Genomic DNA, 20,299 nt, shown 5'->3' with positions numbered 1-20,299 from the left:
TATGCCCGGGTGGGGGCCGATCTGGTTGACAGGCGTGAAAGGGGCTGCGGCTCAGCGCTTCAGGGCTCGCATCGGGCGACGCCGCGAACGGATGCGGTGGATCGCGGTCTTCCACACCAGACGCGTCATCGCCGCGGATTCCTTGCCGATCAGATACGGCTCGTTCACCACCAGGTCCGCGCCCTCGCGCGCCACGATGGCCGCGGCCTTGCGCTTGACAGCGGCATCGGCCTTGTCCACGCTTCCGGAGTCGTACGGCGGCTGCGGGTCGTATTCGATGATCAGCTGTGCGGCTCTGGCGGTCTCGTCACCGCTGATCTGACCGACCAGCCACAGCGCGACGTCGATCCCCGCCGACACCCCGGCGCCGGTGACGATCTTGCCGCTCTGCACGATCCGCTCGTCACCGACCGGGGTGACGCCCAGGCCCTCCAGCAGCGGCAGACCCGACCAGTGACTGGTCGCCCGCTGCCCCTCGAGCAGCCCGGCACTGGCCAGGATTATCGACCCCGTGCACACCGACACCGTCCACTGACTGGTGAGGTGAACCTTCCGAAGCCAGTCGAGCAGTTCGGTATTCGCCGCCGTCGCCGCGGTGGCCGGACCCGATCCGCCGATGAGCACGATATCGGGCGCGGGGGTCTCCGCGAAGGAATGCGTGGCGGCGAGGGCGAGCACGCCGCTGTCGGCGATGATCGGCCCGGGCTCGGCCCAGACGAATCGGATCTCGGCTCCCGGAATGAATCGCAGGACCTCGTAGGGACCGATGATGTCCAGCACCGTCAATCCCGGATATACGACGATGGCTATCTGCATGCGCTGCTTCCTTGCTGCTGGTGCGGAGTCACGACGCGCGGCGGCGAATCATGACGAACTGCTGGTGAAGTGGTCGCGGTAGCGCTGCGGCGTGGTGCCGAGCGCACGGGTGAACGCCCGGTGCAGGGTTTCGGGATTGCCGAATCCGACCCGGGAGGCGATGGCGGCGACGGTGAGTTCGGTGGTGCACAGCAGCCGTTTGGCCGACTCGACCCGCAGCTGCGCGACGAACACCGCCGGGGTCGTTCCGGTCTGCTGCCGGAACTGGCGGGCGAAGGTGCGGGGCGTCATGCCCGCCCGGCGCGCGAGCGCGTCGACGGTGACGTCCTGCGCGAGATTGTCGGGCAACCAGCGCTGCAGTTCGGCCAGCACGGGCACCCGCGCCGGTTGCGCCCGCAGTTGCGCGCTGAACTGCGCCTGACCGCCGGGGCGGCGCACGAAGACCACCAGAGCGGTGGCCACCATGTGCGCGACGGCGCGGTCGTGATCGGCCTCGACCAGCGCCAGCGCCAGATCGATGCCCGCGGTGACGCCCGCGCTCGTCCAGCGATCCCGATCGCGCACGAAGATCCGATCGGGTTCCACCTCGACCCGCGGATACCCCTTGCGCAGGTAGTCACTGCTGATCCAGTGCGTGGTGGCACGGTAGCCGTCGAGCAGTCCGGCCGCGGCCAGCACCAGCGCGCCGGTGCACACCGCGGTGGTGCGGCGGGCACGCTGCGAGGCAGTGCGCAGATCCGCCAGATGAGCCGGATCGCGGGCCACCGTCAGGGTCTCGAGCCCGCCCACCACCAGGACCGTATCGATGTCCTCGCGCGCCGCGGCCTGCGCGAACGACAGATCCGCGCCGATCGTGATCCCGCTGTCCGAACGCACCGGCCGGCCGTCGGGTGAGGCCACCACGATCCGGTAGCCGGGGCCAGCGCTGACCCGCGAGGCGGTGGCGAGCACGTCGGCCGGGCCCGCGACGTCGAGCATCGCGCATCCGTCGAACACCCAGATCGCGACCTCACGCGCATCCGCACCGGTGACATCATGCGCGTCCGCGCCCGAAGGGGTTCGCACCGAGGTCATGGTTCGATCGTCGAAGATCCGGGCGCTGGCAGCAAGCACATGTTTATGACGATTTCTGCCACTCGGTACGCGCACGCCCCTCACCAAGGTGGCGATCTCCGCCACCTTGGGCGGCCACCCCCACCACTCGGGCACCTGCTGTCCGGCGCGCCCGTGCCGGAGAGTGGAACCCAGTCCCCCACGAACCGGAGCACCCGATGTCGATCGCCACCACCACCGCCCACCCGGCGCGGCGCCGTGCCGCGGTCCGCACCCGAGACGGCGTGGCGCTGACGGTCCTGGAGTACGGCCCGCACACCGCCGACCTGACAGTCGTTCTGCTCCACGGACATTGCGGCCGCAGCGGGTCCTGGACGCAGGTGCGCGACGACCTGCGCCGCCGGTACCCCTCCGCCCGCGTCGTCTGCTACGACCATCGCGGCCACGGCAATTCCGCCACGGCCTCGCGCCGCACCTACACCCTCGAACAGCTCGGCCACGACCTGCGCGACGTCCTGGACGCGGTAGCGCCCAGCGGCCCGGTCGTGCTGGTCGGTCATTCGATGGGCGGCATGACCGTGCTGACCTACCTCAGCCAGAACCCGCACGAGATCGGCGCCCGCATCACCGGTGTCGGCCTCATCGCGACCGCGGCGGGGAATCTGTCGGACGCCGGATTCGGCCGGCTCCTGCGCAACCCCGCCGTCTCGGTGTTCCAGGCCGCCGTCCGCTACGCCCCCACGCTGATGCAGTACGCGAAAGAGCTGGCGCGCAAGGTCTTCGCCCCGATCGTCCGCACCGCCGCCTCCGGCGCGCGCACCTACGACCCCCGCCTGCTGACCCTCGCCAACGCGATGCACAACCAGACCCCGATCGTCCCGATGGCCGCCTTCCTGACCGCCTTCGCCACCTACGACCGCACCGACACCCTCGCCCTGCTGTCCGCCATACCCACTCTGATCCTGTGCGGCACAGCCGATCTCATGACCCCGCCGTCACACTCCCTGGCCATGGCCACCGCCGTGGACTACTCCGACCTCGTGCTGGTCGACGGCGCGGGTCACTCGGTGATCATGGAACACCCCCGCCGGGTGACCGACGCCCTCACCCGTCTCATGACCCGGGCCACCCAGGCCGGTCATCGGGCCGTGGCCGCCTGACCCGCGAACCCGACGGTACGACGAGCACTGTCGCGGCCCGGGCGGGAGCACTCGGGGAGGCGCTGGTCGCTGTTCGAGGGGAACCGAGCATCGCGCGGGCAGAGGACGCACTCGCCGGGGCACCAGCGTGTCCCCGACCGATTCTCCGGGCCGGTCGGTGGCCGAAGCGGATCCGGGTGCAACTCGGCCCCGGGCGCTGTGCCCGGGGCCGAGCCGATCTATGCCGACGGATCCCGCGGTTCGGTGCGGATCATGGCTTTGGTGCGCATGAGGTGTTCGGCCAGGTAGCCGTCGTGCGGGATGCCGGGGCGCAGCCAGGTGGTGGGGTTGTCACCGAGGTAGAGATTGGTGATGGTGGGCTCGTCCAGCAGCGCGTCGATCAGCGCGGGCCGGGTGGTCAGCGCGGTGAGGACGAGGGAGTCGCGCAGCGGCGCGACGCCGTCGTCGCGATGCCAGGGGCCCACCCACACGCACGGGAACGGGAGTTCCACGTTGAGCTGCGGGGCCTTGCTCGAGTCGACCAGATGCACGGCCGGTCGCAGAACGGCTCCCCCGGAGGGCAATTCGTCGATGATGGTGTCGCCGCCCAGGACGGGCACCGCATCGGCAGCGACGGTGTGCAGATAGTCGTCGAGCGCCCGGGCGGTGTCGAGAGGTTGGACCGACAGGATGGCGTCGGGGTGCGCGGGGTCGAGAGTCGGTATGGCGCGCAGCTTCTCGGCGACGGCACGCGCCACGGGTTCGGGATCGCCCTCGACCAGAATGGCGGTGGCACAGGTGCAGGCGGTGCCGCCGAGGTGGCTCACCGATCCCGCCAGCATGTCCACGTGGTCACGCCAATCGACATCGGCGGTGACGAGGATCTTGGAGCGCCCCGGCCCCTGGGTCAGCACGCGGTGATCCGCGCCGTACTTGTCCACGACATCCTGGCCGCCGTACACGATCGCGTAGTCGGACTCGGCGACGATGACATCCGCGGCCGCGTAGTCCGTGGGAAGCAGAGTCACTGTGGCCGAACCGAATCCGGCCTCACGCAACGCGCTGACCAACCGGTGGGCGGTGAACGGTTCACGGGTCGAGGGGCGCACCGCGACCTTGTAGCCCAGGGCGAGCGCTTCGGGCCAGAGTCCGTGCACGGCAGGGGTGTTGCCGGCCGCGTGCACCGCGAACAGATCCCCCTTGCGCGTCCAGACGGCCGATCCCGCCTCGGTGCGCGGATCCTGCCAGCTGCTCACCGCGCCGTGCGGCATGGCCAGTTCCATTGTCGATCGCATCGAGGCCAGCACATCGGCGACCCAGTCGATGGACTGGCGCACCACGCCGATCGGCACTCCCGAGGCCATCGAGACCAGCACGGCGTACTCATCGGGATCGAGTCCGCCGATCCGCCCGCGGGTGAACAGCTCGGCGGCCTTGTCCAGGGCGGCCAGCCGGGCGGGCAGCGCCGGCACCTCGCCCGCGCGCATGGCCCTCAGCGTCCGGCGCACGTACAGTGCCGGAACCTGACTGATCTCGCCGATCACGGTGCCGGACAAGGACATCAGCGTTTTGCGCTCCCGGGAGCGGTACTCCCCCGCCGGACCCAGGGCATCGATCCGAACGGTCATCAGTACACCCCTTCGATCACGGCGTTGTCGTCGAACACGGTGACCGGCCCGACGTCGGACACGGCGCAGCCCAGCGCCCCAGGGAGCGGTTCGACCTTGGTGGCCAGGTCCCGTTCGAGGTTGTTGGGCAGCAGGGCGTACTTGGTGAGGTGGTTCATCACGACCTGCCCGCGCTCGCCGTACCGCACATCGGCCCCGGTGGCCGGGTCCACGACCCGGAAGGCGATGTAGGGGCTGGGCGCATCGAACACGGCCGGTCCGTCGGGCGGATCGACGGGCCGCTCCCGGGACATCCCGAGGATGGTGGTGCTCCCGTACAGGCCCACGAGAGCGATATCGGGGAAGATCTCCTGCTGGAAGATGTCCCGGGTGTCGGCGTCCATGTGCGCGCCGCTCCAGCAGATGAAGCGGATCTTCTCGCGTACCAATTTCACGAGCTCGTCACGGCGAGAGAGTCTTTCGAGCAGCGGCGGCGTGGTGATCAGGATGCCGACCGACTGCGTGGCCAGGATGTCGGCCGCCTGGTCGATCAGATGCTCGGCATAGCGGTCCGCCTCGGCGGTCTGCCCGCGCGCGATCGATCGCTTGATCCAGCGCGGATCCAGATCGACGGTGAACTTCACGCCCCGATGCCGTCGTGCGCGCCGAGTCGCGAACTCCCCGAACATGTGTGGCCCACTCGGAGCGATCGCCAGCACGTTCATCGGTCCCAGGTCCGCGTAGCGGAACTCGTCCCAGCCGAGCGCGAATTCCATCCAGCGTTCGAACATCACGAACCGCTTGGGAGTTCCCGTGGTTCCGCCGCTTTCGAAGATCCCGGCGATCTCGCGATCCGCGCCCTCGAGTCCGCGCGGAATCAGATCCTCGATCGCCAGATCACGGAACTCGTTGACGACGTTGGGAAACCGAGCCAGATCCGCGAAGGTGCGCACCTGCGTCAGCGGATCGAAGTCCAGGGTCCGAGCCCGGCGAAGCCAGTACGGGCTCCCCGTCTCCGCGGTGAAATGCCACTGCATCAACGCCTGGACGTATTCGTCCGGATCGACTGTGGCGGTGGAGACTTCGAGGATGGCAGAACACATGAGCACTCCCGCTGCGTGTATCGAACGCCACCAGCTTCGAGCACGTAGCCGCGCGCGAGCCCACCCGCGCGCGACGCCGATCAACCGATAGAAGCCACGCGATCCGCCGGGCGCGAGGGGTTGCCACACCCACGGTGGACGGCAAATATTCGGAGAACCGGCACGATATGGCAGCATATTCGCGTGACCTTGCCATTGATCACGATCTGCCTCGCCGTCGTCTGCTGGTCGCTTCTGGCAGCCAAATTCGAGCAATGGCGGGTGTCCGCGCCGATCCTCATGGTCGTCGCGGGCGTGGTGACCGGATTCACCGTGCGCGGCACTCTCTCCGAGGCCCTCAACACCGATGTCGCGCTCGCGATCGCCGAACTCATCCTGGCGATCCTGTTGTTCGTCGACGCCACCGAGGTCAAGGGCGGGCTGTTCGGCCGAGCCCCGCGCATCGCGAGCCGACTGCTGCTGCTCGCGATGCCGCTGAGCCTGGCCGCGGCGATCCTGGTGGGCTCGTGGCTGCTGCCCGGTCTGTCCTGGGCGGTGCTGCTGGTGGTCGCCTGCGTCGTGGTGCCGATCGATTTCGCGCCCGCGTCCTGGATCGTCCGCGATCGCAAGATCCCCCAGCGGGTGCGCGACGCACTCAATGTGGAGGGTGGCTACAACGACGGCATCATCTCACCGATCTTCATCTTCGGACTGGTGCTGGCCGGGGATCTGAGCCACGAGAAGACCCCGCTCGATGCCCTCGGCACCGCCGGGCCGTCGGCACTGAAGGCACTGCTGGTCGGCATCGGCATCGGCGCGGTGCTGGCGTGGGCGACCAACCGGTGCGAACGTCGCGGTCTGATGAGCGAGCAGTCCATGCGGATCGCGCTCACCGCCGTCCCCGTCCTGACCTATGCCGCCGCCACCGGGATCGGCGGCAACGGCTTCGTGGCCGCGTTCATCGCCGGAATCACCTACAGCTACCTGCGCCGGTCGCCCACCTTCGCCCTGCAGGTCGAACTCATCGACGACATCAGTTTCGTGCTCGGCATCGTGATGTGGTTCGTGTTCGGCATGGTGTCGGTACTGGTGGTGTTCACCCAGTTCGGCTGGGAGATGGCACTTTTCGCACTCGCCACCCTCACCGTGATCCGGGTGCTGCCGGTCGTGGTGTCGCTGACGGGGTCCGACGTACCTCGGCCGCAGCGATGGCTGGTGGGCTGGCTGGGTCCGCGCGGCACCACGTCCATCGTGTTCGGGCTGCTCGCCTTCAACCGGCTCGGCACCGACGACGCCGAGGCGGCGCTGACCGCGATGTTCTACGTCGTGATGGGCAGCCTGATCGTGCACAGCGTCGTGGTCCCGCTGAGCACGCCGATTCTGAAGCGACGGAACTGACGCGGCGGGATCGGCGGGCCACACGCGGCAACCTCGGCATAACACGCGAAATCCGGGGCGGGGGAACGAATTCCCCCGCCCCGGATTCATCGACTTCCCGAATCCCGTTATACGAGAACAGAATCAGAAGTAGTGACTACGACCACCGATCGGCCGTCCCACCTGTCCGAGAACCGCCAGGATCGCACCCACGACGAGCAGGATGACACCGAGGGTGGTGAGGATGGAAATACCGAGCAGGAATCCGGCGACAAGCAGGATAAGACCCAGGACGATCATGGTCGTTCCTTTGTTAGAGCGGAAGTGACTCTCCCGCTGTTCCCGGGAACTCGAGGTTCAAACAGCTTCTCCTCGAATAGATGAGACCGGACTCGGATCGGTTATCTCGCCGACCCCCGGGGTAGGCAATCGAATGAAAGGTACGTAAGGAACGGAACAGCATCGATTGGTGGTGAACGATGACGAAATTCCGACAGTCCGGCGGATCGGCCGACGGCCGGGTGACAGCACACAGGTCAGCGACGTTGCACGACCGGTCGGCACAAGTGTGGGGTGGCGACGTCATGGAAAGGGAGAGGATCACCCGCTCCGGGGAGAGCGGAGTGCGGGTACCGGCCGACCCCGGTCAACTGCAGATGCTGCGGGCGCTCGCCGAGAGCATCATGATGTCCGCCGGTTTCACCGGCGACGTGGTGACCGATGTGCGGATCGCGCTCGACGAGGTGGCCACGACCTTGACCATGTCCGCGGCGCCGGGAACGACGCTCGAGTGCGAGTTCCACTATGACGCCGAGCAGATCGTCGTGCAGATCACCGGGGTGACCGAGACGCGAAACGCGATGGAGGATCACGCCTTCGGCCGGCATCTGCTGGCCGCGATCACCGATTCCACACAGATGAGCACGGATCCGTTCGACGATTCGCGCGGCGGATACCCGGCCACGGTGCGGTTCAGCCGCCGGCGACTGGGCTAACGGCCCGCGTTCCACGCCATCAGCGCGTACTGGGTCGTGCTGTCCGATGTGACGTAGGTCCGGACCAATTCGGCGAGCTGGTGAACCATCAGCAGGCCCCGGCCGCCGGGCCGGGTGCGCGACGCGGGGCGACGACCGGCCAGCGGATCGGTCCAGCGCCCGTGATCGCGGACCTCGCACACCAGATATGCCCCGGCGTCCCACAGTCGCACCCGGCACGGTCCCGCGCCGTGCACGAGACCGTTCGTCACGAGTTCGGTGACGATCAATTCCAGATCGCCCAGTCGGGCGGGCTGCAACCCCAGCCGCTCCCCGTGTGCGGCGGACCATTGACGGATCGGGATCAATTCGGCCGGCGCGGTCACGACGGACTCGATCGCGAGTGCGGGCTCGGGCAGGGGCGTGTTGTAGCGGGCGATCACCGCGCCCGGGTCGTAGCGGTCGCTCGGGCCGCGGCGCGGGCCGTCCCACACGACCGGGTGGGTCCGGTGGGCGTCGGCGATCATGTGCTGTCCGAGCCCGGACACGTCGTAGGGGCACACGATCGTGACGTCGCGACCGTCGAACGCCGCATTGATCAGCGCCTCGTGCTGGACACAGGCGGGATATTCGAGCTCGTTGCGACCGGCCCAGATCGGCTCGCCGACGATGCGCACGGCGGAATCCGGATGGGCATCCGCGAAACGGCGCAGCACCGCGGGAATGATGCGCCCGGGGTTGCGCCCCGCGTGCTCCATGTCGATCAGCACCGCACGATCGGCGGAGGAGCCGAGCGCGGACCGGATCACGCGTAGCCGGGACTCGGGCGCGGCCATGGCCACCGGCTCACCGGTCGCCAGCCCGTCCTCGAGGAACGGCACCAGCGCGTCCAGATATTCGCTCTCGTCCCGGTAGAGCAGGGCCGGGTGCGCGAAGTGTCCCGTCGACCCCGCAACGGCGACGGTCATCGGAATTCCTCCACGCTCGGTCCATCGTTGTTCTACCTGCTCAGCCCCGGATCCTCGCCCACGGCTGCCGCGACGCTGTCGAAGACGGCCAGCACCTCGTCCATGCCGGTCACCTCGATCGGTCGGCGCGCCTGCCTCGACAATACGAGACGAAGGCCGCCGGGCACAGCCCGAGATACCGCCAGCAACACGCTGAGCCCCGCCGAACCCAGGAACCCGACCCCGGACAGATCCAGCACCAGCAACTTCGGGGCGGTCCGCAGCGCCTCGTCCACCGCCTCGCGCAATCGGGGCGCGGAAACCACGTCCACCTCGCCGGACACGGCGAGAACCGGCACGGTACCGACCGTGTCCGCTCTGACCTCGAGTTCGCGCGCGGTACCGTCTGCGGTCATCGGGCACCCGCCCGACCGTACCGGCAGCCGAGATCCGCGCCCGTTCCGCTCGACCGGCGCGCACACGCTCCGCAAAGGTGGCAGTGGGACTTCATCAGCATGCCGTCAAACCTATCGGAAAAATGTGTGCCTCAACGGATTACGCACTCTCCCGACCACGACATGGGGGACTCGGTTCGACAGGAATGCACTATCAGGGTTCCATACCTGAATACTGGTGCACGCGGTGCCGCACACGCACCGGATCGACGGCGGCGTCGCAGACCGAAAGGAGACCAGGCTAGATGCTTTCCGGGCACGATGGGTCGGTGACGATCCGCGCGATGGGCGCGGATCCGCGAGACGCGGCGGGCGGTCCCAGCGTTCGCGCGGTGGAGCTCGAACAGCCGACGGTGCTGCTGGTCGAGGACGACGAGGGCGACGCGGTCCTGGTCGAGGAACTCGTCGCCGACGGTGCGCCCGGGGTGCGGATGACCTGGGTCCGGACGATCGCCCAGGCCTGCGAGAGCCTGGCCGAGTCCGTACCGGACTGTGTGCTGCTGGATCTGAACCTGCCCGACGCGCACGGGCTCGAGGCCCTGGACGGCATGCGCGAATACACCGATCGGGTCGCGGTCGTCGTGCTGACCGGCCTGGATCAGGAGCGGACCGGCCTGGCCGCGGTCGCGGCCGGAGCGCAGGACTACCTCGTCAAGGGCCGGGTCGAACCCGAATTGTTCGGTCGCGCACTGCGTTACGCGATTCAGCGTAAGCAAGCCGAACGCGCCGCCGCGGCCCTGCGCGTGAGTCAGATGCACGCGCAGGAGAACGCCCGGCTCGAACGCGGCCTGCTGCCGACGCCGCTGCTGCGCGGCGCGCGCGTGGTCGACATCGTCTCGCGCTATCGCCCCGGCCGGGCTCAAGCCCTGCTCGGCGGTGATTTCTACGATGTGGTGCAGCAGGCCGACGGCACCGTGCACGTGATCATCGGCGACGTCTCGGGCCACGGCCCGGACGAGGCCGCGACCGGGGTGGCACTGCGACTGGCCTGGCGCACGCTGGTGCTGAGCGAGATCACCGGGACCCGACAACTACGACTGCTCGAAGAGGTCCTGATCGCCGAGCGCACCGGACAGCGCACCTTCGCCACCGTGACCAGCCTGGTGCTGAGCCCGGACCGGCGTTCGGTGCGGGTGATCAGGGCCGGGCATCCGGGCATGCTGATGCGCTCGGCCACCGGCGTGGACTGGGTCGAGGTGCCGGGCGGACCCGCCCTCGGATTCGTTCCGGGCCGCGCCACCTGGCCCGAGCACGACGTGCCCATGCCCGAGGGCACCGGCCTGATGCTGTTCACCGACGGCCTGTTCGAGGGCCACACCGGGCCCGGCGTCGAGCGCCTGGGCGAGGAGGGCCTGCTGGAACTGGCCCGCCGAGCCACCGCCACCGACCCGGACGCGTTCGTGGACGAACTGATCGAATCCGCCGAGGCGATGGCCGCCGAGCGCGGCGGCCTCGCCGACGACATCGCCGTGCTGCATCTGCAATGGACTCCCCCACTTCCCCAGGACGATCGATGACGCCCGACACCCCCGCGCAGAGCTTCGCGGGCCGCTTCTCCGTGCAATCCTGGTTCCAGATCGTGCTGGGCGTGATGGCGATGATGGTGATCATCGGCGCCTTCGTCGGGGCCGATGTCATCGGCAGGACCACCACGGTCAACGACCGGCTGCTCGATCAGCTGCAACCGGCGATCTCGGAGTCGTACCGGCTGCAGAGCGCACTGATCAACCAGGAGACCGGCATTCGCGGCTACGCCATCGCGGCCGATCGCCAGTTCCTGACCCCGTACGCCGAAGGACAGCAGGACGAGGCCCGATCCGCGGAACGGCTGCGCGAGCTGCTCTCGGACCGCCCGCAACTGCTCGACGATCTGGACGACGTGGAACGCGCGGCCGCCCAGTGGCGCACCGGATTCGCCGAACCGCTGATCGGCACGATCACCCCCGGCGCACCGCGCCCGATCGACGATGCCACCGCCGCCCTGGGCAAGACCCGATTCGACACGGTGCGAGCGCGTTTCACCGAGCAGAACACCGGCCTGATCTCCACGCTCGAGCACGAACGCGCGGACCTGGACCGGATGCGCCTGATTCGAAATATCGCGCTCATCACCGCCGTCGTCGCGGTTCTGCTGGCCGCGATCGCCCTGACCCTGCTGGTCAGGCGGCTCGTGGCACGCCCGCTGCGCGAACTGGAGACGGCGTCGCTGCGGGTCGCGGACGGGGATTTCGGCCATCCCATCAGCCCGCGCGGTCCCGCCGATCTGGCGGCCGTGGCCGAGGCCACCGAACGCATGCGCAGGCAGATCGTGGCCGAGCTGGACTCCTCGCGGGTCAAGGAGCAGCAGCTGGCCCGGCAGACCGCGGATCTGGACGCCCAGACCATCGAATTGCGCCGATCCAATGCCGAATTGGAGCAGTTCGCCTATGTGGCCTCGCACGATCTGCAGGAGCCGCTGCGAAAAGTCGCCTCGTTCTGTCAGCTGCTCGAGAAGCGCTACGGCGATCAACTCGACGACCGCGCCACGCAGTACATCGGCTACGCGGTCGACGGTGCCAAGCGCATGCAGGTGCTGATCAACGATCTGCTCACCTTCTCGCGGGTGGGCCGGGTGAACGACTCCATCACCCCGACCGGCCTGGGCGACGCCCTGGACAAGGCGATGGACAATATCGCCGCGGCCGCCGAGGAATCCGGGCTGCAGATCGTGCGACCGGATCCGCTGCCCGAGGTGATCGGCGATCCGACCCTGCTGGCCATGCTGTGGCAGAACCTGCTGGGCAACGCCGTCAAGTTCCATAGGCCCGACCTCGCGCCGGTGGTGGTCATCACCTGTGAGCGGGCCGACGGCGACCTGCCGGGGTGGCAGATCTCGGTGTCCGACAACGGGATCGGCATCGCGCCGGAATTCTCGGAGAAGGTGTTCGTCATCTTCCAGCGCCTGCACGGGCGCGAGGAATACTCGGGAACCGGGATCGGCCTGGCACTCTGTAAGAAGATCGTGGAGTACCACGGTGGCAAGATCTGGATAGACCCCGAGTACCACGACGGCACTCGGATCAGCTTCACCCTCTTCGACGCAGCGGCCCGGCCGCTCGAACTGCCCGACAAGGAGCTCACCGCGTGACCTACCCCATCGACATCCTGCTCGTGGAAGACGATCCCGGCGACGAACTGATGACTCGTGAGGCGTTCGAGGACAACAAGATCGGCAACACGCTGCACGTGGTTCGCGATGGGCAAGAGGCGCTGGACTTCCTGTACCAGGTCGACGAGTTCCGCGACGCGCCGCGCCCCGATCTCATCCTGCTGGACCTGAACCTGCCCAAGTACGACGGCCGCCAGGTGCTCGAGCGGATCAAGTCCGATCCGAACCTCTCGCCCATCCCGGTCGTGGTACTCACCACCTCCGCGGCCGAGGAGGACATCGTGCGCAGCTACCGGCTGCATGCGAACGCCTACGTCACCAAGCCCGTCGATCTGGACCAGTTCATCGCCGCGATCAAGCAGATCGACGACTTCTTCGTCCAGGTGGTACGGCTGCCGCGCCTGTCCTGACCAGCTCGGATCAGGCGGCGCTCAGCGCGGCGTCCACACTCTCGAAGATGGCGAGAACCTGATCCAGCCCGGTCACCTCGATCGGCCGGAAGGCCTGACGGGACAACACCACTCGCAACCCTCCCGGCGCGGCCTCGGAGGCCGTCAGCAGGACGCTCAGGCCCGCCGAGCCCAGGAATCCGACCTCGGTCAGGTCCATCACCAGCCGGGTCGGCGCGCCGAGCAGCGCGCCGTCCACGGCATCACGCAGTCTGGGGGCCGACACCATGTCGATCTCGCCCGCGACCGTCAGCACCGCCGCGCCTCCGACCGAATCCAGCCGCAGGTTCAAGTCCGCCGCATGACCATCCGCGATCATCGGGCGCTCACACTGGGAATCATTACCGCACTTTCCTCCGACACGTTTTCAGAGCGCTCCGACATTCGCCGAGCGTGCTCTGTCAGGATCAACGTACCGCACCGGCCCACCACGGCTCGGCCGATGCGAGCTCAGCTGCCGTCGACGTGACTGCGCACTCGCCGGAAACTGACCAGAACCGGGTATCCGCCCAGCGCCGAGTCGAACGGCGCGGTGGACGCCTCCAGGAAATCGGCCAGCGTCAAGGCCAACTGCCAGCCGAAATCGTTTCCGCGGAAGGCATCCTCGGTGCGCGACACCGAGCGCACCGTCACCGTCATCGCCTCGTCGTCGTAGCGGAAATCGCAATCGATCACCGCGTCCGGCGCGACCGCCAGCATCAACGCGGTGGCCACCTCGTCGAGCACCACCCGGATGTCGGTGACCGCGTCGAGCGTGAAATCCGCGATGAGCGCGACCGTCTCGGCGAGCGAGCGCAACATGAGCAGCTGATCGAGCTCGGCGGGCACGCGAATGCCCACCGCCACACCCGGTTCCGTGTCTCTTCGGGCGGAGGATGATCCATCGTCCGCCTTCTCGACCGGTTCCCGGCCCTCCCCGCCCGCCATCACCTGGACCATTCTGTCACCGTTGATTCCCTCGCCAATGCATCCGACATCGTTCACCACCCTCGCACAGCCCTGCCTGCGGGCAGGTACCACCAGGTTCGGATCACACGGATTCGGCCCACGAGAACCGACCATTCACGCCGCGGGAACGGCAGCCGGCTCCGCGAGCGCCTGCCGGCGCAGGTCCGCCAGCGTGCGTGAGAGCAACCGCGATACCTGCATCTGAGAGACTCCGATGCAGGCGGCGATCTCCGCCTGCGTCTTGCCGTCGAAATAGCGCATGATCAGCACCTGCCGCTCACGCTCGGGCAGCGCGTCGATCAGCGGCCGCACGGACATCGCGTCCTCGAGCAGTTCGTAGCAGACCTCTTCACGCCCCAGCGTGTTCGCCAGCAGCACCGATTCGGACTCCCCGTCACTGGGCAGCACCGCGTCGATCGACTGGGTCTGGTACGCGTTGCTGGCGATCAGCGCCTGGGTGACCTCCTCGACCTCCACCTCGAGCTCGGCGGCGATCTCCCGCGCGGTGGGCATGCGGCCCAGGGTGTGGCTCAGTCGTTCGGTCGCCGGGCCGATGCGCAGCCGGGTTTCCTTGGTTCGCCGCGGCACCCGCACCGACCAGGCGGAATCGCGGAAGTAGCGGCGCACCTCGCCCATGATCGTGGGCACCGCGAAGCCGAGGAACGTGCTGCCCCGGCTGACGTCGAACCGATCGACCGCCAATACCAGTCCGACCCGGGCGATCTGCTCGAGATCCTCGGCCGACTCCCCGCGTCCGGCGAACTTGCGGGCGATGTTCGACGCCAGCGGCATGCAGCGGCGGATCACGTCCTCGCGCAGGACGATTCGTTGCGGGTCATCTGCCTCCAGAGCGGCCAGCTGCTCGAACCACGGTTCGATGTTCTCGTAGCTGTCGCGTGCTCCTCGGGTGTTCTGCGCATCGGTGCCGGTACCGGACTCTGGTGTCATGGGGAGTTCCTCTTTCCACTGAAGTCGATATCGAACCTGTACCCAGGATCGAGATCTCGAAACAGTAACGCCCGAAAAATCTCATTTCTCACCGATCACGACGGCTCGGCCTGCCACAATGCGGCGAGCGGGGCGCCGGACCGGAATCCGCGCCGGACCCCGAGGTCTCCTCCAGATAGATCCGCATTCCCTCCGCGATCTTGCCCGCCGCGTTCTCCAGCTGATCGGGCGTCAGAGACTTCCCCCACGCCGCGGCATCGAGCAGGTGCCGGCGCACCTGATCGAGGTTCATACGTGCCCATTCGAGGCGAGACAGTTCCGGCATGGGACGGGAGATTACCTCGAGTCGAACAAACTTTCGATAATAGACGGAGGGTCCGACAGATTGTGCGGACGCGGATTCGCCTCACCGCGACGGCCGGGTACCGCGGGTCTCCTCGATCGGTCCCGCGACCAGATTCCGCGGGGTGGCCGCGGTGAAACCGCCGGGTCCGAGCGCCGATCCTGTCCCGGAGTCGATCCGGACCGGTTCGCGGACGACCCCTTGCTCGTCACCAGCGCTCTTCGCCAGCTTTCTCGACACCCGGGTCGGGCCCGCCCTCCGCATCGTCGCGGCGACACTCCCGGCCGATCGTCCGGCGCCCGGCAGCCGGACCGCACGCCCGGTCCGCGCAGTTGGCGTCGCACCCCGGGGAGCGGGAATGCTGGCGGGGTGGACGAGATCTTCCGGAAGGCCGGTACGCGGGGCTGGGTGCACGCGCGATGTCTGGACTGCGACGCGGAGTTCGGCTCGGGGGCCGATGAACCGGTGGTGTTGTCCTCGGTGGTGAAGGTGCCGCTGGTGCTGGAGTTCGCGCGTCAGGTGGCGGCGGGGCAGCTCGATCCGACGGATCGGGTGCGGGCCACGGCGGCGGATCGGCTCGGCGGGGTGGCCACGGCCGGCTGTGCGGACGATGTGGAGTTCAGCCTGCGGGACGCGGCGTTGCTGGCACTGACGGTGAGCGACAATACCGCCGCGGACCTGCTGTTCGATCGCGTCGGAGTCGACAATGTGCGCTCGCTGGTGCGCGAACTCGGGCTCACGCACACCCGGATCGCCGGTTCACAGCGCGACATCCTGGAGTCCATGGCCGATGACATCGGGGCCCGCGACGCCCTGGACTTCGTGCAGCGCTTCCCCGCCCTGAGTCCGGCCGAGGTGCTCGCCACCCGGGCCCTGGATCCGCTGCGCACCACCGCGAGCACACCGCGCGATATGACCCTGCTGCTGAGCCTGATCGGCCGCGATCGCGCCGCCCCGGAGCAGGCGTGCCGCTGGGTGCGCGATCTCATGCGCGAGCAGTTCAGCGGGCATCGGCTGCCCTCGGGATTCGCGGCGGACGTGCGGACCTGGTCCAAGACCGGAACCCTGCCGGGCGTCCGCAACGAGATCGGCGTGGTCGAGTATCCGGACGGAAGTCGTTACGCCATAGCGGTTTTCACCGCCTGCGACAATCTCGCGCAGCGACAGCCGGAGGTGGATCACGTGATCGGCGTGGTCGCCCGGCAGTCCGTCGAGCGCATCGTTCACGGTTTGCCGTACACCACGTTCCAGGGTCGCTGCGGCATGTCCTGAACCGGCGCCGAGCGCGAGGACCCGTCGCCCTGGATGACGTTCACGATCAATTCGGCGAGATCGCGCACCAGCGGATGCGGTGCCGCGGCGGGCCAGGCTAGCCCGAACCGCCAGCTCAGCTCGCCCTGCGGCAGCGGCCGCCAGACCACGCGCGGTTCCTTCTGTGCCACCATCCCCTGATCGAAGGCGACCCCGCGCCCGGACAGCACCATCCCCAGCACGAACTCGGGATTGCGGGCGTGATGGACCGACGTGGGCCGGAATCCGTGCTCCCAGCAGGTCCGCAGGGTGGCGTCGTAGAGTCCGGGCGCACCGGCGCGCGGAAAGATCACCAGACCGTGCCCGGCCAGATCGGCCAGCGTCAGCGAGGCGCGCGCGGCCAGCGGCGAATCGCGCGGCAGCATGACGCCCAGCGGAGTGTCCACCGCGGGACCGGCTTCGAGGCCGACCACATCGACCGGATGCTGCAGCAGTCCGGCGTCGAGTTGCCGGTCCGCCAGCAGCCGCACCTGCTCGGCGGTGGTGAGCTCCTGCAGATCCACCCGCACCTCCCGGCTCTCGAACGCGGTGAGGATCGCGGCGAGCACCCGCCCGGCCAGCTCCGGCGGCACCCCGACCCGCAGCGCGTCGATCTCGCCCCGATGTGCCTTGCCGACAAGGGAAGTCGTGCGATCCCAGCGCGCGAGCAGATCGCGCGATTCCGCCAGCAGAATCTGCCCCGCCTCGGTGAGCTCGACGCGCCGACTGTCGCGATCCAGCAGGCGAGCGCCCAGCTCGGCTTCGAGTTTGCGGATCCGCTGACTCAGCGCCGGTTGCGCGATCCGCAGCCGCTCGGCCGCGCGGCCGAAGTGCAATTCTTCGGCGACGGCGATGAAGTAGCGCAGCTGACGCAGGGGATCCACCCCGGCGACGATATCGGTTTCCGCTATCACTGATCATCTGACCAGGTCCGGGCCGGTACGAGGAGGTCGCGGGAATGACGGAGGTGGTGTGCGAGTTCCAGTTCACGAGGCCCGACGGTGACGAGACGACTCCACCGGCGGTCGCCCAACCACTCGCACCGCGTCCCGACAGACGAAAGGCAGCCCGCATGCCCCCGGCTCTCTCCATCCTCGATCTCGCGTCGATCGCTCCCGGCCAGACCGCGCGCGACAGTTTCGCCAACAGCGTCGAGATCGCCCGGGCCGCGGAACGCAGCGGTTATCGCCGCGTCTGGTACGCCGAGCACCACAACATGGCCTCCATCGCGTCCAGCGCCACCAGCGTGCTGATCGGCCATATCGCCGAGCACACCGAGACCATCCGGCTCGGCGCGGGCGGCATCATGCTGCCCAACCATTCGCCGCTGGTGATCGCCGAGCAGTTCGGCACGCTCGAGACCCTGTTCCCCGGCCGCATCGATCTGGGCCTGGGCCGTGCGCCCGGCAGCGATCAGAAGACCATGCGCGCGATGCGCCGCTCCCCCGAGTCCTCCGATACCTTCCCCCAGGACGTGCTGGAGTTGCAGGGCTACCTGTCGGGGAACTCCCGGATTCCGGGCGTGCAGGCGGTGCCGCGCGCGGAAGGCGTTGTGCCGCTGTACATTCTGGGCTCGTCACTGTTCGGCGCTCAGCTCGCCGCCCAGCTCGGTCTGCCCTATGCCTTCGCCTCGCACTTCGCGCCCGATGCCCTGCACCAGGCGATCAGGGTGTACCGCGATACGTTCCGGCCGTCCGAACAGCTGGCCGAACCGTATGTGATGGCCGCCGCGAACGTGTTCGCCGCCGACACCCACGACGCGGCCCGGGAGCAGAAGACGATCGCCTACCGGGCCCGCACCCGCGCGTTCATCAAGCGGGGCGCGGCGGACGTCGACTACACCGACGACGAGATCGACGCCTTCCTGGCCTCCCCGAACGGCGCCCAGCTCGCCTCGATGACCCGGTACACCGCGGTCGGCACCCCCGAGGAAGTACACGCCTACCTCGCCGACTTCGCCGAGTCCATCCACGCCGACGAACTGATCCTGGCCCATCACGCCCACCGGATCGAGGACCGCGTCCGCTCGGTCGAACTCACCGGCACGGCGGTCGCGGCCGCCGCCTGATCTCGGGCGGTTCGGCACTGCCTGATCTCGGGCGGTTCTGCCACCGCCGTTCTCACCCCGGCTGATCGGGCTCGGCGGGTTCGATCCGGGGGTCGGCGAAAACACCGACCCCCGGCCCGTCCTCCACGGCCAGGCGGGCCGCGGCGGCCTCGCTCACGCGCAGCGCGTACAGCCCCTGCGCCGGATCGAGTTGGACCAGACCGTATTCGGCGTCGACATCGCCCAGGACCAGGCCGAGGCGGCGCAGTGCGGCGGTCAGGGTCGCGCCGTCGGGAAGCCGAATGGTGAGCAGCGGCATGGCCGTAACGCTACGCCCGACCGGCGGTGCGCTGCAGCTCCTCGAGAATCGCGCCGGTGTCCACCACGCCGTATCCGTAGTCGTTGTCGAATCCGGGACTCCCGCCGTCGGTCGCGGTGCGCTGCAACAGCGCCCGCAGCTGAGCCGGTGGCAGCGCGGTCGCCGACCACTCGGTCCGGATCGCGGCGACCACTCCGGCCGCCACCGGGCACGCCGCGGACGTCCCGGTATCGGGTTCGCTCGCGCCGAAGGCCGTGGACCCGAGAAAGTGTGTGTACGAGCAGATATCGGGTTTACGCGCACTGAGCCGGCCCGGCCCCTGCGAGCTGTACCCGACCCGCACGCCGCCGCTGTCGACGCCGGCGACGGACAGCACGCCGGGATGGGAGTTGGCCCCGCCGATCGGCTGCGCCTGGTACTCGCAGCGCCCGTCCGGGCAGTCGCGCCCGCAGTTCCCGGCGGCGAACACGATATCCGCGCCCGCGGCCTCCAGCGATCCGACGATGATGTTGAACGGATGCGACGGATTGTCCGAGTAGTTCCCGGGATTCCCCACCGGGAAGTCCCATTTCGGCGAGAACGATCCCCAGCTGTTGCTGATCACCAGCGCCCGCGAGGCCGCGGGCTGATCGTTCAGCACGGTCCGCAGATACGCGAAGGCCGCGACCGCGTCCGACAGCAGCCCGTCCATCACCGTGCTGCCGTGCCGGGTGCTCTGCAACACCGGAACATCCAGCAGTGCCGCCTTCGGTGCGGCGATCAGCGCGTCGAACGCGCACATCGACCCGTGCGCGACGGGGAACTCCCCCGCGGTCCCGGTGACCCCGGCGGGATTCCAGCTGCGCGCCGCGTCGATGGTGACGGGCGTCCCGCGCACCTTCCCGACCAGCGCCGCATTGATGCCGGTGTCCAGAATGGCGAGCGCGACGGCCGAGCCGTCCAGCCCCGCCGCGGCGAGTTCGCCCACGCGCAAACGGGATTCGATATCGTGCCAGGTGCCGACCGCCGGATCGCCGCCGCAGGTCAGGCAGGTTTCGATGACCGGATCCGCGAACACCGCGGTGACCGTGCCGGATCGGTTCAGCCGCGCGACGCCCGCGGTGACCTCCTCGTCGGCGATCTCACCGCGCACCAGCACCGTGGCGTCCCGCGCCGCCATCGAATACTCCGGTCGCGCGGTGCCGGACACGCCCGGCACCACCACGGGCGCGTACGAATCGTCCAGGGCGAATCCGCCCGGCGCGTCGATGATATCGGAGGATCGAACCGTGACTCCGGGATCTGCTACTGCCGCAACCAGTTCGGCAGTGGGTCGAAGCTGAATCAGTAGGCGCATGCTCGCCATACTGCCGTGTGC

At 68.6% G+C, this 20,299-nt stretch carries 22 protein-coding genes; 8 read left to right on the top strand and 14 right to left on the bottom strand.

Going from position 1 to position 20,299, the window contains the following annotated elements:
• Nucleotides 1-51: 51 nt before the first annotated feature.
• On the bottom strand, nucleotides 52-816 hold the full coding sequence (locus NJ1_RS01470; protein WP_067686202.1) for a DJ-1/PfpI family protein: 765 nt from the start codon (nucleotides 814-816) through the stop codon (nucleotides 52-54).
• Nucleotides 817-864: 48 nt separating this feature from the next.
• Nucleotides 865-1,890 (bottom strand): GlxA family transcriptional regulator, encoded by a 1,026-nt coding sequence (locus tag NJ1_RS01465; protein ID WP_067686199.1) that lies wholly within the window; start codon nucleotides 1,888-1,890, stop codon nucleotides 865-867.
• A gap of 197 nt (nucleotides 1,891-2,087) precedes the next feature.
• Between NJ1_RS01465 and NJ1_RS01460 the strand changes: the two genes are divergently transcribed.
• Entirely contained in the window at nucleotides 2,088-3,029 is a 942-nt protein-coding gene (locus NJ1_RS01460; RefSeq protein WP_067686196.1) for an alpha/beta fold hydrolase, read from the top strand.
• Nucleotides 3,030-3,247: 218 nt separating this feature from the next.
• Here NJ1_RS01460 and NJ1_RS01455 read toward each other — a convergent pair whose 3' ends face one another.
• A complete protein-coding gene (locus tag NJ1_RS01455; RefSeq protein ID WP_067686193.1) occupies nucleotides 3,248-4,636 on the bottom strand; it encodes an aldehyde dehydrogenase family protein in 1,389 nt (462 codons plus the stop codon).
• Entirely contained in the window at nucleotides 4,636-5,718 is a 1,083-nt protein-coding gene (locus tag NJ1_RS01450) for an acyl-CoA synthetase family protein (RefSeq protein WP_067686190.1), read from the bottom strand. The genes NJ1_RS01455 and NJ1_RS01450 overlap by 1 nt, the downstream gene beginning before the upstream one ends.
• 183 nt (nucleotides 5,719-5,901) lie before the next feature.
• Here NJ1_RS01450 and NJ1_RS01445 point away from each other — a divergent pair, with 183 nt between their 5' ends.
• The gene (locus NJ1_RS01445; protein ID WP_067686187.1) at nucleotides 5,902-7,095 is read left to right on the top strand and encodes a cation:proton antiporter; all 1,194 of its coding nucleotides are present in this window, start codon (nucleotides 5,902-5,904) and stop codon (nucleotides 7,093-7,095) included.
• A gap of 123 nt (nucleotides 7,096-7,218) precedes the next feature.
• On the opposite strand, the gene NJ1_RS39625 is transcribed toward NJ1_RS01445, so the two are convergent.
• Nucleotides 7,219-7,374, bottom strand: a complete 156-nt coding sequence (locus NJ1_RS39625) for a DUF6131 family protein (protein ID WP_169813067.1) — start codon at nucleotides 7,372-7,374, stop codon at nucleotides 7,219-7,221.
• A 284-nt stretch (nucleotides 7,375-7,658) separates the two neighbouring features.
• On the opposite strand from NJ1_RS39625, the gene NJ1_RS01440 reads away from it, so the two are divergent.
• The gene (locus NJ1_RS01440; RefSeq protein WP_067686853.1) at nucleotides 7,659-8,069 is read left to right on the top strand and encodes an ATP-binding protein; all 411 of its coding nucleotides are present in this window, start codon (nucleotides 7,659-7,661) and stop codon (nucleotides 8,067-8,069) included.
• Here the strand turns inward: NJ1_RS01440 and NJ1_RS01435 are convergent.
• A complete protein-coding gene (locus tag NJ1_RS01435) occupies nucleotides 8,066-9,016 on the bottom strand; it encodes an anti-sigma factor RsbA family regulatory protein (RefSeq protein ID WP_067686184.1) in 951 nt (316 codons plus the stop codon). The two genes, NJ1_RS01440 and NJ1_RS01435, sit on opposite strands and share 4 nt — an antisense overlap.
• Nucleotides 9,017-9,048: 32 nt before the next feature.
• Nucleotides 9,049-9,411 carry an STAS domain-containing protein gene (locus NJ1_RS01430; RefSeq protein WP_067686181.1) on the bottom strand — a complete coding sequence of 121 codons (363 nt, stop codon included), beginning with the start codon at nucleotides 9,409-9,411 and terminating at the stop codon, nucleotides 9,049-9,051.
• 323 nt (nucleotides 9,412-9,734) lie between these two features.
• On the opposite strand from NJ1_RS01430, the gene NJ1_RS01425 reads away from it, so the two are divergent.
• Genes NJ1_RS01425 through NJ1_RS01415 form a run of 3 tightly spaced genes read left to right on the top strand, consistent with a single transcriptional unit; the run spans nucleotide 9,735 to nucleotide 13,008 of the window.
• Nucleotides 9,735-10,967, top strand: coding sequence for a PP2C family protein-serine/threonine phosphatase (locus tag NJ1_RS01425; RefSeq protein ID WP_067686850.1), 1,233 nt, complete (start codon nucleotides 9,735-9,737; stop codon nucleotides 10,965-10,967).
• The gene (locus NJ1_RS01420; RefSeq protein WP_067686178.1) at nucleotides 10,964-12,577 is read left to right on the top strand and encodes a sensor histidine kinase; all 1,614 of its coding nucleotides are present in this window, start codon (nucleotides 10,964-10,966) and stop codon (nucleotides 12,575-12,577) included. Before NJ1_RS01425 ends, NJ1_RS01420 begins: the two co-directional genes overlap by 4 nt.
• The gene (locus tag NJ1_RS01415) at nucleotides 12,574-13,008 is read left to right on the top strand and encodes a response regulator (RefSeq protein WP_067686175.1); all 435 of its coding nucleotides are present in this window, start codon (nucleotides 12,574-12,576) and stop codon (nucleotides 13,006-13,008) included. The genes NJ1_RS01420 and NJ1_RS01415 overlap by 4 nt, the downstream gene beginning before the upstream one ends.
• A gap of 10 nt (nucleotides 13,009-13,018) precedes the next feature.
• Here NJ1_RS01415 and NJ1_RS01410 read toward each other — a convergent pair whose 3' ends face one another.
• The 4 genes from NJ1_RS01410 to NJ1_RS40100 form a co-directional block, all read right to left on the bottom strand.
• Nucleotides 13,019-13,366 (bottom strand): STAS domain-containing protein, encoded by a 348-nt coding sequence (locus tag NJ1_RS01410; protein ID WP_067686172.1) that lies wholly within the window; start codon nucleotides 13,364-13,366, stop codon nucleotides 13,019-13,021.
• Nucleotides 13,367-13,497: 131 nt separating this feature from the next.
• The gene (locus tag NJ1_RS01405) at nucleotides 13,498-13,986 is read right to left on the bottom strand and encodes an anti-sigma factor (protein WP_245717167.1); all 489 of its coding nucleotides are present in this window, start codon (nucleotides 13,984-13,986) and stop codon (nucleotides 13,498-13,500) included.
• A 123-nt stretch (nucleotides 13,987-14,109) separates the two neighbouring features.
• On the bottom strand, nucleotides 14,110-14,943 hold the full coding sequence (locus NJ1_RS01400) for a SigB/SigF/SigG family RNA polymerase sigma factor (RefSeq protein WP_067686169.1): 834 nt from the start codon (nucleotides 14,941-14,943) through the stop codon (nucleotides 14,110-14,112).
• Between the two features lie 88 nt (nucleotides 14,944-15,031).
• A complete protein-coding gene (locus NJ1_RS40100; protein WP_067686166.1) occupies nucleotides 15,032-15,268 on the bottom strand; it encodes a DUF6374 family protein in 237 nt (78 codons plus the stop codon).
• Between the two features lie 387 nt (nucleotides 15,269-15,655).
• Here NJ1_RS40100 and NJ1_RS40095 point away from each other — a divergent pair, with 387 nt between their 5' ends.
• Entirely contained in the window at nucleotides 15,656-16,558 is a 903-nt protein-coding gene (locus tag NJ1_RS40095) for a serine hydrolase (protein WP_067686163.1), read from the top strand.
• Here the strand turns inward: NJ1_RS40095 and NJ1_RS01385 are convergent.
• A complete protein-coding gene (locus NJ1_RS01385; protein ID WP_067686839.1) occupies nucleotides 16,510-17,460 on the bottom strand; it encodes a LysR family transcriptional regulator in 951 nt (316 codons plus the stop codon). The genes NJ1_RS40095 and NJ1_RS01385 overlap by 49 nt on opposite strands.
• Before the next feature lie 188 nt (nucleotides 17,461-17,648).
• Between NJ1_RS01385 and NJ1_RS01380 the strand changes: the two genes are divergently transcribed.
• Nucleotides 17,649-18,644, top strand: a complete 996-nt coding sequence (locus NJ1_RS01380) for an LLM class flavin-dependent oxidoreductase (protein ID WP_067686160.1) — start codon at nucleotides 17,649-17,651, stop codon at nucleotides 18,642-18,644.
• A gap of 52 nt (nucleotides 18,645-18,696) precedes the next feature.
• Here the strand turns inward: NJ1_RS01380 and NJ1_RS01375 are convergent, their stop codons facing one another.
• Together NJ1_RS01375 and NJ1_RS01370 are read right to left on the bottom strand one after the other, a co-directional pair.
• Nucleotides 18,697-18,942, bottom strand: a complete 246-nt coding sequence (locus tag NJ1_RS01375; protein ID WP_067686157.1) for a hypothetical protein — start codon at nucleotides 18,940-18,942, stop codon at nucleotides 18,697-18,699.
• 10 nt (nucleotides 18,943-18,952) lie between these two features.
• Complete coding sequence (locus tag NJ1_RS01370) at nucleotides 18,953-20,278, bottom strand: S8 family serine peptidase (protein ID WP_067686835.1); 1,326 nt, start codon at nucleotides 20,276-20,278, stop codon at nucleotides 18,953-18,955.
• Nucleotides 20,279-20,299 lie beyond the last annotated feature (21 nt).

It is taken from the genome of Nocardia jejuensis NBRC 103114 (assembly GCF_001613145.1).
GTDB classification, from domain to species: Bacteria; Actinomycetota; Actinomycetes; order Mycobacteriales; family Mycobacteriaceae; genus Nocardia; species Nocardia jejuensis.
Note: the sequence above shows the minus strand (reverse complement) of the source record. Positions and strands in the feature narration are given on the sequence as shown.

Coding starts and splice junctions, on each gene's coding strand:
- NJ1_RS01460 (WP_067686196.1), top strand. CDS start 2,088: ATGTCGATCGCCACCACCACCGCCCACCCGGCGCGGCGCCGTGCCGCG.
- NJ1_RS01380 (WP_067686160.1), top strand. CDS start 17,649: ATGCCCCCGGCTCTCTCCATCCTCGATCTCGCGTCGATCGCTCCCGGC.
- NJ1_RS01370 (WP_067686835.1), bottom strand. CDS start 20,278: ATGCGCCTACTGATTCAGCTTCGACCCACTGCCGAACTGGTTGCGGCA.
- NJ1_RS01440 (WP_067686853.1), top strand. CDS start 7,659: ATGGAAAGGGAGAGGATCACCCGCTCCGGGGAGAGCGGAGTGCGGGTA.
- NJ1_RS01410 (WP_067686172.1), bottom strand. CDS start 13,366: ATGATCGCGGATGGTCATGCGGCGGACTTGAACCTGCGGCTGGATTCG.
- NJ1_RS01430 (WP_067686181.1), bottom strand. CDS start 9,411: ATGACCGCAGACGGTACCGCGCGCGAACTCGAGGTCAGAGCGGACACG.
- NJ1_RS40100 (WP_067686166.1), bottom strand. CDS start 15,268: ATGCCGGAACTGTCTCGCCTCGAATGGGCACGTATGAACCTCGATCAG.
- NJ1_RS01375 (WP_067686157.1), bottom strand. CDS start 18,942: ATGCCGCTGCTCACCATTCGGCTTCCCGACGGCGCGACCCTGACCGCC.
- NJ1_RS01420 (WP_067686178.1), top strand. CDS start 10,964: ATGACGCCCGACACCCCCGCGCAGAGCTTCGCGGGCCGCTTCTCCGTG.
- NJ1_RS01405 (WP_245717167.1), bottom strand. CDS start 13,986: ATGGTCCAGGTGATGGCGGGCGGGGAGGGCCGGGAACCGGTCGAGAAG.
- NJ1_RS01450 (WP_067686190.1), bottom strand. CDS start 5,718: ATGTGTTCTGCCATCCTCGAAGTCTCCACCGCCACAGTCGATCCGGAC.
- NJ1_RS01435 (WP_067686184.1), bottom strand. CDS start 9,016: ATGACCGTCGCCGTTGCGGGGTCGACGGGACACTTCGCGCACCCGGCC.
- NJ1_RS39625 (WP_169813067.1), bottom strand. CDS start 7,374: ATGATCGTCCTGGGTCTTATCCTGCTTGTCGCCGGATTCCTGCTCGGT.
- NJ1_RS01455 (WP_067686193.1), bottom strand. CDS start 4,636: ATGACCGTTCGGATCGATGCCCTGGGTCCGGCGGGGGAGTACCGCTCC.
- NJ1_RS01400 (WP_067686169.1), bottom strand. CDS start 14,943: ATGACACCAGAGTCCGGTACCGGCACCGATGCGCAGAACACCCGAGGA.
- NJ1_RS01470 (WP_067686202.1), bottom strand. CDS start 816: ATGCAGATAGCCATCGTCGTATATCCGGGATTGACGGTGCTGGACATC.
- NJ1_RS01465 (WP_067686199.1), bottom strand. CDS start 1,890: ATGACCTCGGTGCGAACCCCTTCGGGCGCGGACGCGCATGATGTCACC.
- NJ1_RS01425 (WP_067686850.1), top strand. CDS start 9,735: ATGGGCGCGGATCCGCGAGACGCGGCGGGCGGTCCCAGCGTTCGCGCG.